Genomic DNA, 15,704 nt, shown 5'->3' with positions numbered 1-15,704 from the left:
TTCAACAAGAACAGTCTTGTAAATTAAGTGATTTTTCGTTAAAATAATACAGGTAGTGAAAAATACTGAACAGATAATTCTTTCTAAACAAAGATTAGAAATTAAGGTAGAATAGCTTTAAATAAAGAAAAGAGGTTGCACCCATTGTCTCAAAAAGAGATTGAGAGTTTATTTTCAACATTAGATACCTCCGTTCAAATGCTACAGAAAGAACTAGGTGTTTCATATTTAGAAGGGCTTTCCGAAACAGGTGAAAACATCCTTGATGGAAAAAAAGCTCGACGAGAAAATAATCTGCCTTCTGAGGAAACAGCTGAGGCGTTGAATACATTATACCAAGATCTGCCATTAGCTGAAATGGAGCCAGAAGAGATTAGAAAAAGTTTTCAACTAGCTTTGTTAAAAGGTGCAAAAGAAGATAAGCTGCAAGCAAATCATCAAATGACACCGGATGCCATTGGTTTTGTTTTAGCTTATCTTATTGAGACCCTAATGGATCCAACTTTAAAAACGATTCGGTTACTTGATCCGGCAGTAGGAACAGGAAACTTATTATCGACCGTTTACAATGGATTAAGTGCTCGAAACATCGAAGTAGTCGCCGAAGGAATTGATAATGATGATTTGTTATTAGTGTTGGCTTTAATTAGTACAGAATTGCAAGGACAAAAGATTAAACTGACTCATCAAGATGCGCTTACTGGCTTGCTGGTGGATCCAGTAGATATTGTTGTGAGTGATTTGCCAGTTGGGTTCTACCCAGTAGATAAACAAGCCAAGCAATTTAAAACCAGTTCAGAAAAAGGTCATTCCTTTGCACATCACTTATTCATTGAACAAAGCATTCATTATTTAAAAAAAGGCGGTTACGGAGTCTTTTTAGTTCCTTCTCAGCTATTTGAAACAGAAGAGGCAGCTGCGTTGACTAAAATGATTCAAGAAGAAGCTTATCTTCAAGGTATGCTGCATTTACCAAAAGAATTATTTCAAACAAAAAACTCACGAAAATCCATTCTTTTGCTTCAGAAAAAAGGAAATCACGCCCAACAAGTGAAGCAAGTTTTACTTGCACAAATTCCTGATTTTAAAAATCAGCCAGCTATGCTCCATTTTATGCAGGAAGTTGAAACTTGGAATAAAAAAAATAAATAAAACAAAGGAGATTCACCCACTATGTCAAAAACAATCGCAATTAACGCAGGAAGTTCAAGTTTAAAATTTACATTATACGAAATGCCGGCAGAAGAAGAAATCGTTTCAGGAATTGTGGAACGAGTAGGATTAACGAATTCCGTGTTTACTACTAAATATAATGGTGAAAAATACAAAGTAGTAGAAGATATTAAAAACCATGAAATTGCTATCCAAATGGTTTTAGATAAACTGATCGAATTAAACGTTATTGAAAGTTATGACGAAATCACAGGAGTAGGACACCGTGTTGTAGCAGGTGGTGAAATATTTAAAGACTCTGCTTTAGTAACTGATGAAGTCGTAGCACAAATTGAAAGTTTAGCAGAATTCGCCCCTTTGCACAATCCAGCAAATGCAACAGGGATCAAAGCGTTTAAAAAATTGTTGCCAAATATCACAAGCGTAGCTGTATTCGATACTTCTTTCCATACTTCTATGCCAAAAGAAAACTACTTATACAGTGTTCCAATGAGTTATTACGAAGATTTTGCAGCTCGTAAATATGGTGCTCACGGAACTTCTCATAAATATGTATCCGAGCGTGCAGCAGAAATGCTAGGAAAACCGCTTGAAGAAACAAAATTGATTACTTGTCACTTAGGTAACGGCGGTTCAATTACAGCTGTTGAAGGTGGAAAATCAGTCGATACATCAATGGGCTTCACACCTCTAGCTGGTATTACTATGGGAACACGTTCTGGGGATATTGATGCATCATTATTGCCGTTCTTAATGAATAAATTAAACATCACAGATATTAACGAAATGATTTATATTTTGAATAACAAGTCAGGACTATTAGGACTTTCTGACGTATCTAGCGACATGCGCGATGTAGAAGAAGCTGCTGAAGCAGGCAATGAACAAGCACAGACAGCATTAGATATTTTTTATAACCGTGTACAAAAATACATCGGTCAATATTTTGCAGTCTTAAATGGTGCAGATGCAATTGTCTTTACAGCAGGTATTGGAGAAAATTCTCCAGAAACTCGTCAAATTATTATTGATGGAATGGATTGGTTTGGAGCAAAAATTGACGAAGAAGCTAATAAAGTGCGCGGCGAAGAACGCGTTATTTCAACAGCTGATTCGAAAGTTAAAGTGTTATTGATTCCAACAAACGAAGAAATCGCTATTGCTCGTGATGTTGAAAGATTGCGTGTTAAATAATTGAGCCGTTACGTGCGGACTTGAAATGAAGTTTGATGAAAAAGACCTCGTACTTTAGAATACTAAAGTATGAGGTCTTTTTTTTGATTAAACAATTATGATTCCTTTTTGTTTTCTAAATCAGTTCTGACAATCAATACGTCACAAGAAGCATGGCGGATAACATACTCAGAAACAGAGCCGATGAAAATACGTTCTACAGCATTTAATCCAGTTGCACCTAAAAGGATCAAATCAATGTTTTTATCTTCGGGGATCTGTTTGGCAATCAGAACTTTTGGAGAACCGTATTCAATAGAATAGCTGATATCTGCAACACGATGATTTTTAGCATAGCGCACATATTCCTCTAGAGTTGTAGTCGCTTGGTCTTTAGCTTTTTCAGCCATTGAACCATCAAAAGTAGAAATACTTTGGAAAGCTCGTGTATCAATAACATGTACTAATACTAAAGTTGAGTTATTCCGTACAGCTACTTGCACAGCTTTTTTAAAAGCTAATTCTGCTTCTTTTGAACCGTCAATCGCTACTAAAATTCGATTGTATTGTTGTAACATATAAACCACTCCATCCTAATAAGATTTTATTAACTTTTCTGCCAACTTATTTCTATTTCTATTGTACCCTAAATAAATCCGTTTTCATAGAGATTACATTTCAGAAAGAACATAAAAATTTTACGTACATATATGTCACATAAAATAATTCAAGCCAAACACAAAAGCAAGCACAATCAAACAAACGAGTCCAGGTAGTATCAAAGCAAGCCAAATTGGATGGTAAAAAATTAAAAAGAGCGCGAAGAATCCATTGATCGCTAATAAAATTCCGATAACTGAAAAAAAAGTTTGGGCAAGGCGATTTTTTTCATCTTGTTTTTTTGTGATAAAAACAGCAGCTTTTCCACTGAATAAAAAATAAGCCAAATAAAATATCAAAAAAGCAAAGATACCAAATAAAATAGATAGCAGCATTCATTTCACTCCTTTTTATAGTACTAGAAACTACCATATGTATAAGAAAAGTATAACATAAGAAAAAAGCCATTCAATGAAGAATGGCTTTCAAAGTTTTTCAACTTTAATTAAGAAATCCGGTGATGCCGTTGATACGTCCAGGTTGTATTGAACCCGCAGTTAGCAGGTGGGCTCCGCTGTCAAACAGCTAACTACCAAGTGAAAAGGCTTGTTATTTGTTTGAATCAGTTAGGATCCCAAGGTATTATTAATTGTTCGGTCAACACATGTTGGACATGACGAACATCTCAGAAATCTTATCCTTATAGTAGCACACGCCTATAAAGCTGTCAATAAATTAGGTTGGGTTTAAGCACCGTTATCGCAGTAGCATAAGAAAGAAAACGTTATTTTTTTTGCTTTTTTATTTGGTTTATTTTATCGTATTGCTGAGCTAATGCATCTTCATATTTGCCTGTATGATTCGGATGGTAATACACTGCTTTTGTTAATTTATCAGGAAGGTACTGTTGATTTACCCATGCACCTGGAAAATCGTGAGGGTATTTATAATGTAGTCCTCTTCCTAGATTTTTGGCACCACTATAATGAGAGTCTCTTAAATGATCAGGCACATCTCCGCTTTTGCCTGCCCGAATATCTTCTAAGGCAGCATCAATCGCTACATAAGATGAATTGGATTTTGGCGAAAGACACAGATCTACTACAGTATTAGCCAAAGGGATTCTAGCTTCTGGAAAACCCAATTTTTCAGCCGCTTGGACCGCTGTTACCGTTCGCTGGGCAGCAGCGGGATTTGCCAATCCGATGTCTTCGTAAGCAATGACCATTAATCTTCTTGAAATGATTGGAAGATCTCCTGCTTCGATTAACCGCCCTAAATAATGAAGTGCAGCATTTACATCACTGCCGCGAATAGATTTTTGTAAAGCTGAAATAACATCATAGTGAGCATCACCATCTTTATCATGCGTTAAGGCTTTACGCTGAATGCATTCTTCAACAATATCTAATGTAATATGAATAACTCCATTTTCATCAGGTTCTGTAGATTTAACAGCCAATTCCAATCCGTTTAGTGCGCTTCTTAAGTCTCCGTTAGTTGCACGAGAAAGATGCAATAAAGCCTTTTCTTGTAAGGCTACTGATTCGTTGCCTAAGCCGCGTTCTTTATCTTTCAAGGCCCGGAGCAGAGCAGATTGAATGTCTTCAATAGAAAGAGGTTTTAATTCAAAAATTTGCGTCCTGCTACGAATTGCAGGATTAATCGTAATATAAGGATTTTCAGTGGTTGCACCAATCATAATAATACGTCCGCTTTCTAAATGCGGCAATAAAAAATCTTGTTTGGGTTTATCAAGACGATGCACTTCATCTAGTAACAGAATAACTGAACCACTCATTTTTGCTTCTTCTGCTACAATTTGTAAGTCTTTTTTAGTATCGGTAGCTGCATTCAAAATACGAAAAGCATATTGGGTAGAACCAGCAATTGCACTGGCGATACTGGTTTTTCCAATTCCTGGCGGACCGTATAAAATCATAGAGGAAAGCATCTTGGCATCTACCATTCGCTGAATGATCTTCCCAGGGCCAACCAAATGAGATTGTCCGACGATTTGATCTATGCGAGTCGGCCGCATACGAAACGCTAAGGGCTTATTCAAAAAAGGACCTCCTTAAAAACTCTTTCTATCTAGTATATCATTTTAAAAGCACAGCTTCTACTCATAAGGAACATTCGTTTGCTTTATTTTAATTGCTTTTTTGTAAGTAGAATAGTCTGGAATTCTCCCTATTGACTAGAAATTATGCTATCATAAATGAGTATAAATACAGGAATAACTGCAAAAAGCTTTTAACTGCAGTTTAACCGAATAATTTTTTCTTGAAGCCGGTAGTTTTATGCAAAGACTTAGCAATATAATCATGATACTATTTCTAGATATACTGAAGGAGTGAAGTAGATGAGAGAGAAGTTAAAGTTAAAAGAGCAGAGCAAGTCAGCTCCTGGTACTTCTCAAGAAACAGCCCTTTATTTAACTAAATTGCAAGCTGAGGAGATCTTAAATGAGGCTTACCAGCAAACTGAAGGCATCTACTGTGATATTCAATATCAATTGACAGAATTAAAAAAAGCAATTAAAGAATATAAAGTGGCGCTTAAACAAGAGAAAGAGAAAAAAAACCGAAATTTAAAAGAATATATAGCTGTACTAGAACTTACTTATGTCTTAAAACAACAAGCATTGAAAAAAACTTTTGCAGAAAGCAAAAGGAATTTAATAGATGAAGCAGCTAAAGAAGAAGAAACAATAAAAGAAGCTGTTCAAAAAAAATCAGCTGCATTAGAAAAAGAAGTCGCTGCGAAAAGAAGGGCATATCAAAAATTAGCAGAAAAAGAATTTGAACAGTTGGAAAAAGAAAAAGAACGTTTTTTGCTGTATCAAGCACAAATGAAAGAACAGCTGGAGAATAAAGAAAAAAATTTGTTTTATGCTATACAAAAAAAACAAGATGAATATCTTTTACGTGAACAGGAATTACAGAATCAAATGTACTATTACCGTGGTCAAGACAACAAAAGAAAAATAAAAAATTTCAGAACCAGTTTAGTTATTTTTTTATTAGCTAGTTTAGCTATTATTTGGCTGTCTTTTTTACACCCGATTTCATTTCTCCCGATTTTTCTGTTTATTTTGATTGCATGTCTGGCTGCTTATTTGATTTGTACTAACTTACTTGAAGGAAAAACAGGAAAAGAAGCAAACGAACTTTTATTCTACAACAGTAGTCTAGTAGAAAATAATGCAGCATTAAAAGAAGAGATAGCAGGACTTGAAGAAGATTTAAAAAAAGTACTTAGTGAAAAAGCTCAGGTTGAAAAAACCGATCGGTCAATCACTGACCACTTTCAATTTTTAAAAATCATGCAACAAGATTTGAAAGAATCAGAAATGAATCGGAAAGTGTTGGAGTCTGAAAATGCAGCTTTACGAAAATATTTAATTTCGCAAGACTCGATAAATGAGGACGGTTCACTAAAAGAATCTAGGAATCGCTAAGATAATTAAGGAGAATTTAAAATGAGTAAACGATCTGCCTATGAACAAACTCAAGAGTTCCATACAGTTTTTCATCCTTCGGAAAATAAAACCCCAAAAGCCCTTACTCCTGAGGAAGCTTTATCAAGGGCAGTTTTTTCAACTGAAGAGATCATAGAGTTTCTGTATGCAAGTGTCTCTGGAGATCTCTCTGCTTTTGATAAGCTTTTTTCTCAATGGCAAAAGGAAGTGAACCAAACGCTTACTAAAATAAGAACGGAACAAAAAACAGTGGAATCAAATTTAATTGGTCAAGTTGACGCTTTGACTGATGCTAATTATTTTAATTATGGTTCATTTGTTTTGATGGGAGTGGACCCTGAGCCTATTTTTTCAATCGTTCATGAAGCGAATATGGGAAAATTGTTTTCGGATGGCAAACCACATTACCGAGAATCAGATGGCAAAGTAATGAAGCCAGAAAATTGGGAAAGAGATTTTGCTCCTGAACCAAAAATCCGAGCTGAAATCGAACGACAAATCAATGAAAAAAAGAGGGAAGAATTGCATGAAGACAATTAAAGAAAACATTAAAGAAATAAAAATGGAGAATGCATTTTATCAAGCTGTTTATGGGATAGAAAAAGAAGGGTTGCGTACCTTATCCTCTGGGAAACTAGCTTTAACAGAACATCCACGACAATTTGGAAATCGGTCATTTCATCCATATATTCAAACCGATTTTAGTGAATCTCAATTAGAGTTTATTACTTCGCCAGTTACTTCGATTCACGAAACACATCGTTGGTTAAGCGCTCTTCATGATGTGGCCTTAAGAACGATTCCTGAAGATGAATACATCTGGCCAATGAGTATGCCTGTAACGCTGCCAGAAGAAGAAGCTATTCCAGTGGCTAATCTAGAAAAACGTGAAGATGTTGATTACCGGCATTATTTAGCAGAAAAATATGGGAAGACGAAACAAATGCTGAGCGGCGTACATTATAACTTTGAATTCGACAAAGAATTTATTGAGCGGTTGTATCAAAATCAAACAGATATTTTAAACCCGATAGACTTTAAATCAGCTATTTACTTGAAGTTAGCTAAGAATTTTCTGCGTTATCAATGGCTGCTAACTTACCTTTTAGGGGCTGCTCCTACAGGCGATGAAACTTTCTTTAAAAATGACCAGCAGGGAAACAGTGCACCGCGAGACTATATCAGAAGCATTCGAAGTAGCCATTATGGTTATGCCAATTCAGATGATGTCTCTATTTCGTTTGAAACGGTAGCCGATTATGTTGCTGATTTAGAAGAAGCAGTGAGTGAAGGGAAATTAAGTGAAGAAAGAGAATTCTATTCAGGTATTCGCTTAAGAGAAACAAAAACTGTTCACGAATTATTGACGAAAGGAATTTCATATGTAGAGTTAAGAATCTTTGACTTGAACCCCTTTGATGCTTTTGGGATGTCAGAACAAGATATGCAAGTTGTTCATCTTTTCTGTATGTTAATGGTTTGGAAAGAGGATACAGCAACAATGGCTGAAGTTAGAGAAGGGAAAAAGATGAGCGATGCGATTGCTTTAGAGCACCCTAATGATGTAACCGGCTTTCAAAACGAAGGATTGGATTTAATTGCTCAAATGGAGGAAATGGTTCGAGAAACGAATGGAACTGAGGTACAGCTTGACTGTATCCAACAAGCAAAAAAACAGCTTATTTATCCAGAAGAAACGATTGCTGCACGAATAATCAAAGGAATTGAAGAAGCTGGATCGTACTTGTCTTTTGGTATGAAGTTAGCTCAACACTACAAAAAAGAGGCCCTTAAGCGCCCTTACTCATTAAGAGGCTTTTCGAACATGGAGATGTCGACCCAATTATTGCTTTTTGATGCGCTTCAAAAAGGATTAAAAGTGGAAATTTTAGATGAATCTGAACAATTTTTAAAGCTGGATTATCAAAAGCACAGTGAATATGTAAAAAATGCGAATATGACATCCAAAGATACGTATATTGCTCCTTTGATTATGGAAAATAAAACTGTCACAAAAAAAGTTTTAGCTGAAGCTGGATTTAAAGTTCCGGTAGGAGAAGAATACCAAACGAAAGCTGAAGCTGAAGAGAGCTATTGGCAATATGAGAATAAAGGGATTGTAGTAAAACCTAAATCAACTAATTATGGAGTAGGGATCTCTATCTTTAAAGAAGGAGCAAGTTTTGAAGATTATCAATCAGCAATGGATTTTGCCTTTAAAGAAGATTCTGCTGTGTTGGTTGAAGAGTTTATAGAAGGGACAGAATATCGCTTTTTCGTATTAGATGACCAAGTAGCGGCTATCTTATTACGCGTGCCTGCTAATGTTGTAGGAGACGGGAAACACACCGTAAAAGAGTTAGTCACAGAAAAAAATAAAAATCCGTTACGCGGAACGAATCATCGCGCACCTTTAGAAGAAATCCAACTTGGAGAAATTGAACAACTGATGCTAAAAGGACAAGGATTTACAATTGACAGTATCCCAGAAAATGGAAAACGCGTTTATTTACGTGAAAATTCGAATATCAGCACCGGTGGAGATTCAATTGATATGACCGACTTGATCGATCAAACGTATAAAGATGCTGCTGTAAAAATGACAAAGACAATTGGTGCAAAAGTTTGTGGGGTAGATTTGATTATACCTGATTACCAAAAACCATCTACAGTGGACTGTCCAGGCTATACTGTAATTGAAGCAAATTTTAATCCAGCAATGCATATGCATGCTTTTGTTTCTGAAGGCAAAGGCCGACCATTAACCATGGGAATCTTAAAAATGCTGTTTCCGGAAGTAATCAATTAATTCTTGATGCATAAATGGATAGAAATGTAAGTAATCAACAATAAACACATTAATAAATAGCCGATTTGTTTATGTTATTTTGTCTATTGTCGAAGAGAAAAAATAGTGGTAAAATTTTAAGAATCAAAAAATGGTCACGGAGGGGCAATATGGAAAAAATTTATTTAGATCATGCTGCAACTAGTCCGGTACACCCAGAAGTGATAGAAGTCGTCTATGAAACAATGAAAAATCATTATGGAAATGCTTCAAGTATTCATCAATTTGGACGGGATAGTCGGCGGATAATGGATGAGGCTAAGCAGACTTTTGCTGAGAGTATTGGAGCTAAACCAAACGAAATCGTCATAACAAGCGGCGGAACAGAAAGTGATAATACCGCTATTTTAGAAACTGCATTTTCTCGCCAAACGGAAGGAAAACATTTGATTACAACGGCTGTTGAACACCATGCAGTGTTGAAACCAATGGAATACTTGGAATCAATCGGGTTTGAAGTAACGTATTTGCCGGTAGATCAACTAGGAAAAGTCGATCCGGAACAAGTCAGGGCAGCCTTACGAAGTGACACGATACTCATTTCCATTATGTATGGAAATAATGAAGTAGGCGCTCTAACGGATATTGCTGCTATTGGAGAAATCATTCAGGAAAGTGAGTCGTCAGCATTCTTCCATACAGATGCAGTGCAAGCATATGGCTTAGAAACGATTGATGTTAAGCGCGATCATATTGATCTGCTTTCTACTTCAAGCCACAAAATCAATGGACCTAAAGGAATAGGCTTTTTGTACATTAATGAGAAAATCCATTTGCCTAGTTTTATGCTAGGCGGTGAACAAGAAACAAGACGCAGAGCTGGGACAGAAAATATACCAGCTATTGCAGGATTTCAAAAAGCTGTTGAAATTGCACAGATAGAAAAAGAAGCACGCAAAACAGCTTACCATCATTACCGGAATCAGTTATTAGGACGATTAGAAGATGCGGGGATCGATTTTGAAGTAAACGGCGATCCAACTGTTCATTTGGCTCATATCGTCAGTATGTGGTTTGTTGGAGTTTCCTCAGAAAAATTACTGCTGCTGTTGGATTTAGCTGGTATTGCTATTTCTGCCGGATCAGCTTGTACAGCAGGGAATATCGATCCTAGTCATGTATTAACAGCTATGTACGGTGAAAGAAGCTCGCGAATCAACGAATCTGTTCGGATTAGTTTTGGTTTAGGAACAACTTCTAAAAGTATTGATCAATTAGCAGATGAACTGATAAAAGTAATTAACCGGTTAAAAAAGTAGTTGAAATAGGATGGGAATGGAAAAAACAGCTAGAATATCATTAGAATGAACATTCTGATGTAAAAAGAATGAAAAATAAAAGATGAGGTGAATGGAAGTGGCATTTACAAAAACAGCGAAACTTCAGGGATCAACAGATACGTATGCCGTTAACCCTGATGTAAAACGTTATACATTACGAGACAATGGATTTGAAGAAGCAAAAACTGGAAACTTTCAATATATTCGTTCGTTAGATGATAACTCATTAAATAAACAAGGAATAAAATTGAAAGTAATGGTATCCAGTGATTTAACTCAGTTAAAACTTTCAGCGACTACTCATAATGGATTGAGAGCCGTTAACATTTACAATGGAGAAGCTTTTATTAAAATCCGAGAAAAATATGAATTCATTATGCAGAATTTTGTGGAACAAGGCATTTTTATTAAAGAGTAAATCAGCTGCATAAAAGAGGATGAGCCATTGCCGTTTTCTTTTATGCGGTTTTTTATTTTTTAGCTTTCTTATCAAACAGCTGTCTTGCTTTCTTTCAAAAAGTTAGTATAATGATTAAGACTGAAAAAATACGACCTTCAAATCGTTAAGATTTTCAGAATCTATTTGAAATGATGGTGATAGTATGAAAGACAACAGCAATACTCGTGTCGTAGTCGGCATGAGCGGTGGAGTTGACTCATCCGTTACAGCTTTATTATTGAAACAACAAGGCTATGATGTTGTGGGTATTTTTATGAAAAATTGGGATGATACAGATGAGTTTGGCGTATGTACAGCTACTCAAGACTACAATGATGTAGCTCTTGTAGCGAACCAAATTGGAATTCCTTATTATTCTGTTAATTTTGAAAAACAATATTGGGATAAAGTGTTTCAATACTTTTTAGACGAATACAAAAAAGGCCGGACACCTAATCCAGATGTAATGTGTAATAAAGAAATTAAATTCAAAGCGTTCTTAGATTATGCAACTGAGTTGGGTGCAGATTACGTTGCAACTGGCCATTATGCCCAAGTTGAACGAGATGAAAATGGCGTGACGCATATGCTCAGAGGTGTGGATAATAACAAAGACCAAACCTATTTTTTAAATCAATTATCTCAAGAACAACTATCAAAAGTTTTATTCCCCTTAGGTGGAATGGAAAAGTCTGAAGTGCGTAAAATTGCTGAAGAAGCGAGCTTGGCTACCGCTAAGAAAAAAGACTCAACTGGGGTTTGTTTTATTGGCGAACGCGATTTTAAAAAATTTTTAATGACTTATTTGCCGGCACAACCCGGGAAAATGGTAACTCCTGATGGAGAAGTAAAAGGACAGCATGATGGATTGATGTACTATACGATTGGACAACGTCAAGGATTGGGTATTGGCGGCGGCGGAAAATCGAGTGAACCATGGTTTGTTATTGGAAAAGATTTAGCGACAAACACGCTTTATGTTGGGCAAGGGTTCCATCATGAATGGTTATACGCAACCCACTTAAACGCGTCAGATGTTCATTTTACAGTTAATGAAGATATGCCGAAAACATTCAAATGTACGGCTAAATTCCGTTATCGTCAAGCGGACACAGCAGTTACTGTTCACTTAAATGAAGATGGAACAACCGCAACAGTGGAATTTGATGAACCTGTACGAGCTATCACTCCAGGACAAGCCGTTGTATTTTATAATGGAATGGAATGTTTAGGCGGCGGAACGATTGATGCAGCTTACAATGAAACGAAAGAATTGCAATACGTTTAAAAATTTTGAGGATGAGCGCGTTTTAGCGTATTGGTCTCGAACAATTAGCTAGTATTTATAAATTACGTGTAAGCATCTTAATGTGCTTACACGTAATTTTTTTATTGCTTTTTATAAAAGGGATTTTTTCCTTGAGTAGAAAAACAGGCTGTTTTGATGTAGAATAGTAAGAGTTGTAAAAGGAGTGAACAAAATGAATCGGAACCATAAAGCTTTTCAATTATGGGAACAAGGAAAATTAAACGAAGCGATCCGATTATTGTTTGAGGAAATCGAAGAACAAACTGAAAATAGTGATAGTTACTGTAATTTAGCCTCTATTTTAATTTTAGCTAAAAAATACGAAGATGCTCAAGCTGTTTTAGAAACGGCACTTCAAAAATACCAAAATCACCTAGAATTGCTATATACTTTTGGGAATTTGTATTACTACAAAAATATGCCTGAAAAAAGTCTGGTGTATTTTGAACGTGTTTTTCAGGCTGAAGAAACCAGTTTAAAAAATGATGCTGCGATTATGATAGGCCAATGTTATTTAATGTTAGAAAACCCTAAAAAAGCCCTTGTTTATTTACTACTAGCCTACCCAGAGAATTCAAAAGATAGTTTGCTGATTCTCTTGATAGGGGATTGCTTTATGCAAACAGGCCATTTTAAGGAAGCAAAGGGGTATTTTGAACAAGCTGTCGCAGTAACCCCAGATAATGATGAAGCATGGTTTAAACGGGGTGTGATTGGGATGGCTTTAAATGAATCAGCGACTACTGTAGAAAGTTTTTTTAAAACTTCTCATGAATTAAACCCTGAAGCACATTTAAAACGGCTTCAACAACTGCAAGCGATCGAAAAATTTATTCAGTTTCAAGAAGAATAATGAACGGAAAGGATGGATAGAAATGGTCGAACAAGAAAAATTAGACTTATTTGCAACGGAAGAACTGTATATCGTAGGACAAGTCGTCGCAATATTCTATCAAAATCCAACAAATTTTTATAAAGTTTTATTAATAAGAGTGACTGAGACAAACAGTGATTATGCGGATAAAGAAATTGTCGTCACAGGAAACTTTGGTCAAATTCAAGAAGAAGAGACGTATCGTTTTTATGGCACACTGATCGATCATCCTAAGTTTGGCCTTCAATTTAATAGTAATCGTTACAAACAAGAAAAACCTACGACGATGGCAGGTGTAATAAATTACCTTTCCAGCGACAAGTTCCCTGGAATTGGGAAGAAAACAGCTGAAAACATCGTGCATGTTTTAGGCGAAAACGCTATTGACAAAATCAGTGAAAATCCAGATGCTTTAGCTGAAGTAACAGGATTAAACAGCAAGAAAAAAGAAGTCTTGATCCAAACGATCCATGCTAGTGATGGAATGGAGAAAATCATCATTGGTTTAAACAGTTATGGATTTGGAAGCCAACTAGCTTATAATATCTATCAAACCTACCAAGGAGAAACATTGGAAATCATCCAGGAAAATCCTTATCAACTGGTTCAGGATATTGAAAACATCGGCTTTAAAAAAGCGGATGCTATTGCGGAACAATTGGGCTTTGCTCCTGATTCTCCAGGACGATTAAGAGCAGCGGTCTTATTTGCTTTGAGTGAATTGTGCTTAAGTCAAGGCAACACGTATACATCAGCTGAAGATCTGTTGGAAGAGAGTTTAACTGTTTTAGAATCTAGCCGTTCATTTATTATTGAACCAGATGCAGTAGCTGATGAATTAGTTCATCTGATCGAAGAAAATCAAATTATCGAAGATCAGAAAAAACTGTATATTAAATCATTATATGCTGCTGAATGGGGAATCAGTACATCCGTTAAACGTCTATTAAATCGCAAAAAAATTACATATGGTACCCACGATATTCCTAAGGAAATTCGAAAACTAGAAAAAAGATTGGGAATTTCTTATGGAGCATCACAGGTAAAAGCAATTGAGGAAGCGATGCTATCTCCGATGTTTATTTTAACGGGTGGTCCAGGAACAGGAAAGACGACGGTTTTAAATGGAATCGTTTCATTATTTGCTGAATTAAATGGGTTATCATTAGATTTAAACGATTATAAAGAACAGCCTTTTCCAATATTATTGACAGCGCCGACGGGACGTGCCGCTAAAAGAATGAATGAAACGACGAACTTGCCAAGCAGTACGATTCATCGCCTATTAGGATTAAATGGGAGAGAAAACAATAATGAAGACCAACAATCTGACCGTGAGTTAGAAGGAGGCCTGTTGATTGTCGATGAAATGTCGATGGTTGATACTTGGCTGGCCAATCAGTTGCTTCGAGCGGTACCTCAACATATGCAAGTTCTATTCGTGGGTGATAAAAATCAGCTGCCTTCTGTTGGACCAGGACAAGTGCTGCATGATTTGATTGATGCCCATCTAATTCCAAGTATGGAATTGAATGAAATTTATCGTCAAGGAGACGGGTCAACTATTATTCCCTTAGCACATGAAATCAAAGATGGACGTTTGCCAGGGGATTTTACTCAAAATAAAAAAGACCGTTCGTTTATTTCTTGCAATGCTTACCAGATTGAAGAAGTCATTCGACAAGTTGTAGCGAAGGCAAAAGAAAAAGGTTTTACATCTCAAGACATCCAAGTTCTGGCGCCAATGTACCGAGGTCCGGCTGGTATTGATGCGTTGAATAAAATGATGCAAGAAATTCTGAATCCTAATGAAACAAGCCAGCGCAAAGAAGTAAAATTTAACGACCGGGTTTACCGCATTGGAGATAAAATTCTGCAATTGGTCAATAACCCTGAATTAAACGTTTTTAATGGAGATATGGGAGAAATTACCAGTATTACTTATGCAAAAGAAACAGCAGATAAAGTAGATGAGCTGGTTATTCAATTTGATTCGAATGAAGTAACGTACAAACGAAATGAATGGAATAAAATCACTTTAGCTTATTGTTGTTCGATTCATAAATCACAAGGCAGCGAATTTAAGATGGTAATTTTGCCAATGGTTCAAAATTATGGCAGAATGCTCAGACGTGATTTGCTTTATACTGCGATCACCAGGAGCAGCGAATTATTAATTTTATGCGGAGAAAATTCAGCTTTTCAAGAATGTGTTATGAAATCTTCGGCTACACGTTTGACTACATTAAAAGAACGGCTTATAGAAGAAAAAGACGTCTTATCTGATGAAACGACACAAGCCGCTTTTAAGGAATCCTCAGAAGAAAAACATAAAACAGCTACTTCAGAATCAGTCGCTAGTGAGAAGACGCTAGAAGAGGATTCATTGTTTGAAATGAAAGAAGAAGTGCCGGCTTCTTATCGATTAACAATAGAATTGATTCAATCGAATAAAATTGATCCCATGATCGGCATGGAAGGTATCGCTCCTTAAAAAAAGAGCTAAAAGAAACAGGTAATCTGT

At 36.1% G+C, this 15,704-nt stretch carries 13 protein-coding genes and 1 other RNA gene; 10 read left to right on the top strand and 4 right to left on the bottom strand.

The window, feature by feature from the left end:
- The first annotated feature begins 144 nt into the window (after positions 1–144).
- Together BR87_RS03545 and BR87_RS03540 are read left to right on the top strand one after the other, a co-directional pair.
- Entirely contained in the window at positions 145–1,152 is a 1,008-nt protein-coding gene (locus BR87_RS03545; RefSeq protein WP_035028759.1) for a class I SAM-dependent methyltransferase, read from the top strand.
- A gap of 21 nt (positions 1,153–1,173) precedes the next feature.
- Positions 1,174–2,367, top strand: coding sequence for an acetate/propionate family kinase (locus BR87_RS03540; RefSeq protein ID WP_035028752.1), 1,194 nt, complete (start codon positions 1,174–1,176; stop codon positions 2,365–2,367).
- Positions 2,368–2,462: 95 nt separating this feature from the next.
- Here BR87_RS03540 and BR87_RS03535 read toward each other — a convergent pair whose 3' ends face one another.
- The 4 genes from BR87_RS03535 to BR87_RS03525 all read right to left on the bottom strand — a co-directional run bounded on the left by BR87_RS03535 (position 2,463) and on the right by BR87_RS03525 (position 5,011).
- Entirely contained in the window at positions 2,463–2,924 is a 462-nt protein-coding gene (locus BR87_RS03535) for a universal stress protein (RefSeq protein WP_035028749.1), read from the bottom strand.
- 135 nt (positions 2,925–3,059) lie between these two features.
- Positions 3,060–3,341, bottom strand: coding sequence for a hypothetical protein (locus tag BR87_RS03530; RefSeq protein ID WP_035028746.1), 282 nt, complete (start codon positions 3,339–3,341; stop codon positions 3,060–3,062).
- Positions 3,342–3,453: 112 nt separating this feature from the next.
- Positions 3,454–3,641, bottom strand: a non-coding RNA gene (gene ssrS / locus BR87_RS12805) — 6S RNA.
- An 89-nt stretch (positions 3,642–3,730) separates the two neighbouring features.
- A complete protein-coding gene (locus tag BR87_RS03525) occupies positions 3,731–5,011 on the bottom strand; it encodes a replication-associated recombination protein A (RefSeq protein ID WP_035028743.1) in 1,281 nt (426 codons plus the stop codon).
- Positions 5,012–5,311: 300 nt separating this feature from the next.
- Here BR87_RS03525 and BR87_RS03520 point away from each other — a divergent pair, with 300 nt between their 5' ends.
- From BR87_RS03520 to recD2, 8 genes are all read left to right on the top strand, one after another.
- Entirely contained in the window at positions 5,312–6,409 is a 1,098-nt protein-coding gene (locus BR87_RS03520) for an AAA family ATPase (RefSeq protein WP_035028740.1), read from the top strand.
- Between the two features lie 21 nt (positions 6,410–6,430).
- On the top strand, positions 6,431–6,970 hold the full coding sequence (locus tag BR87_RS03515; protein WP_035028737.1) for a pyrophosphohydrolase domain-containing protein: 540 nt from the start codon (positions 6,431–6,433) through the stop codon (positions 6,968–6,970).
- Positions 6,957–9,239, top strand: coding sequence for a bifunctional glutamate--cysteine ligase GshA/glutathione synthetase GshB (gene gshAB, locus BR87_RS03510; RefSeq protein ID WP_035028733.1), 2,283 nt, complete (start codon positions 6,957–6,959; stop codon positions 9,237–9,239). The genes BR87_RS03515 and gshAB overlap by 14 nt, the downstream gene beginning before the upstream one ends.
- A 149-nt stretch (positions 9,240–9,388) precedes the next feature.
- Positions 9,389–10,537: a cysteine desulfurase family protein gene (locus BR87_RS03505; protein WP_035028730.1), complete on the top strand. Its 1,149-nt coding sequence runs from the start codon at positions 9,389–9,391 to the stop codon at positions 10,535–10,537.
- Between the two features lie 97 nt (positions 10,538–10,634).
- Positions 10,635–10,976: a cysteine desulfurase gene (locus BR87_RS03500; protein WP_035032768.1), complete on the top strand. Its 342-nt coding sequence runs from the start codon at positions 10,635–10,637 to the stop codon at positions 10,974–10,976.
- A 184-nt stretch (positions 10,977–11,160) separates the two neighbouring features.
- Positions 11,161–12,285: a tRNA 2-thiouridine(34) synthase MnmA gene (gene mnmA, locus BR87_RS03495; RefSeq protein ID WP_035028727.1), complete on the top strand. Its 1,125-nt coding sequence runs from the start codon at positions 11,161–11,163 to the stop codon at positions 12,283–12,285.
- 193 nt (positions 12,286–12,478) lie between these two features.
- Entirely contained in the window at positions 12,479–13,159 is a 681-nt protein-coding gene (locus BR87_RS03490; protein WP_035028724.1) for a tetratricopeptide repeat protein, read from the top strand.
- Positions 13,160–13,181: 22 nt separating this feature from the next.
- The gene (recD2, locus tag BR87_RS03485) at positions 13,182–15,674 is read left to right on the top strand and encodes an SF1B family DNA helicase RecD2 (RefSeq protein ID WP_035028721.1); all 2,493 of its coding nucleotides are present in this window, start codon (positions 13,182–13,184) and stop codon (positions 15,672–15,674) included.
- Positions 15,675–15,704: the final 30 nt, after the last annotated feature.

It is taken from the genome of Carnobacterium mobile DSM 4848 (assembly GCF_000744825.1).
In the GTDB taxonomy this organism is placed as follows: Bacteria; Bacillota; Bacilli; order Lactobacillales; family Carnobacteriaceae; genus Carnobacterium_A; species Carnobacterium_A mobile.
Note: the sequence above shows the minus strand (reverse complement) of the source record. Positions and strands in the feature narration are given on the sequence as shown.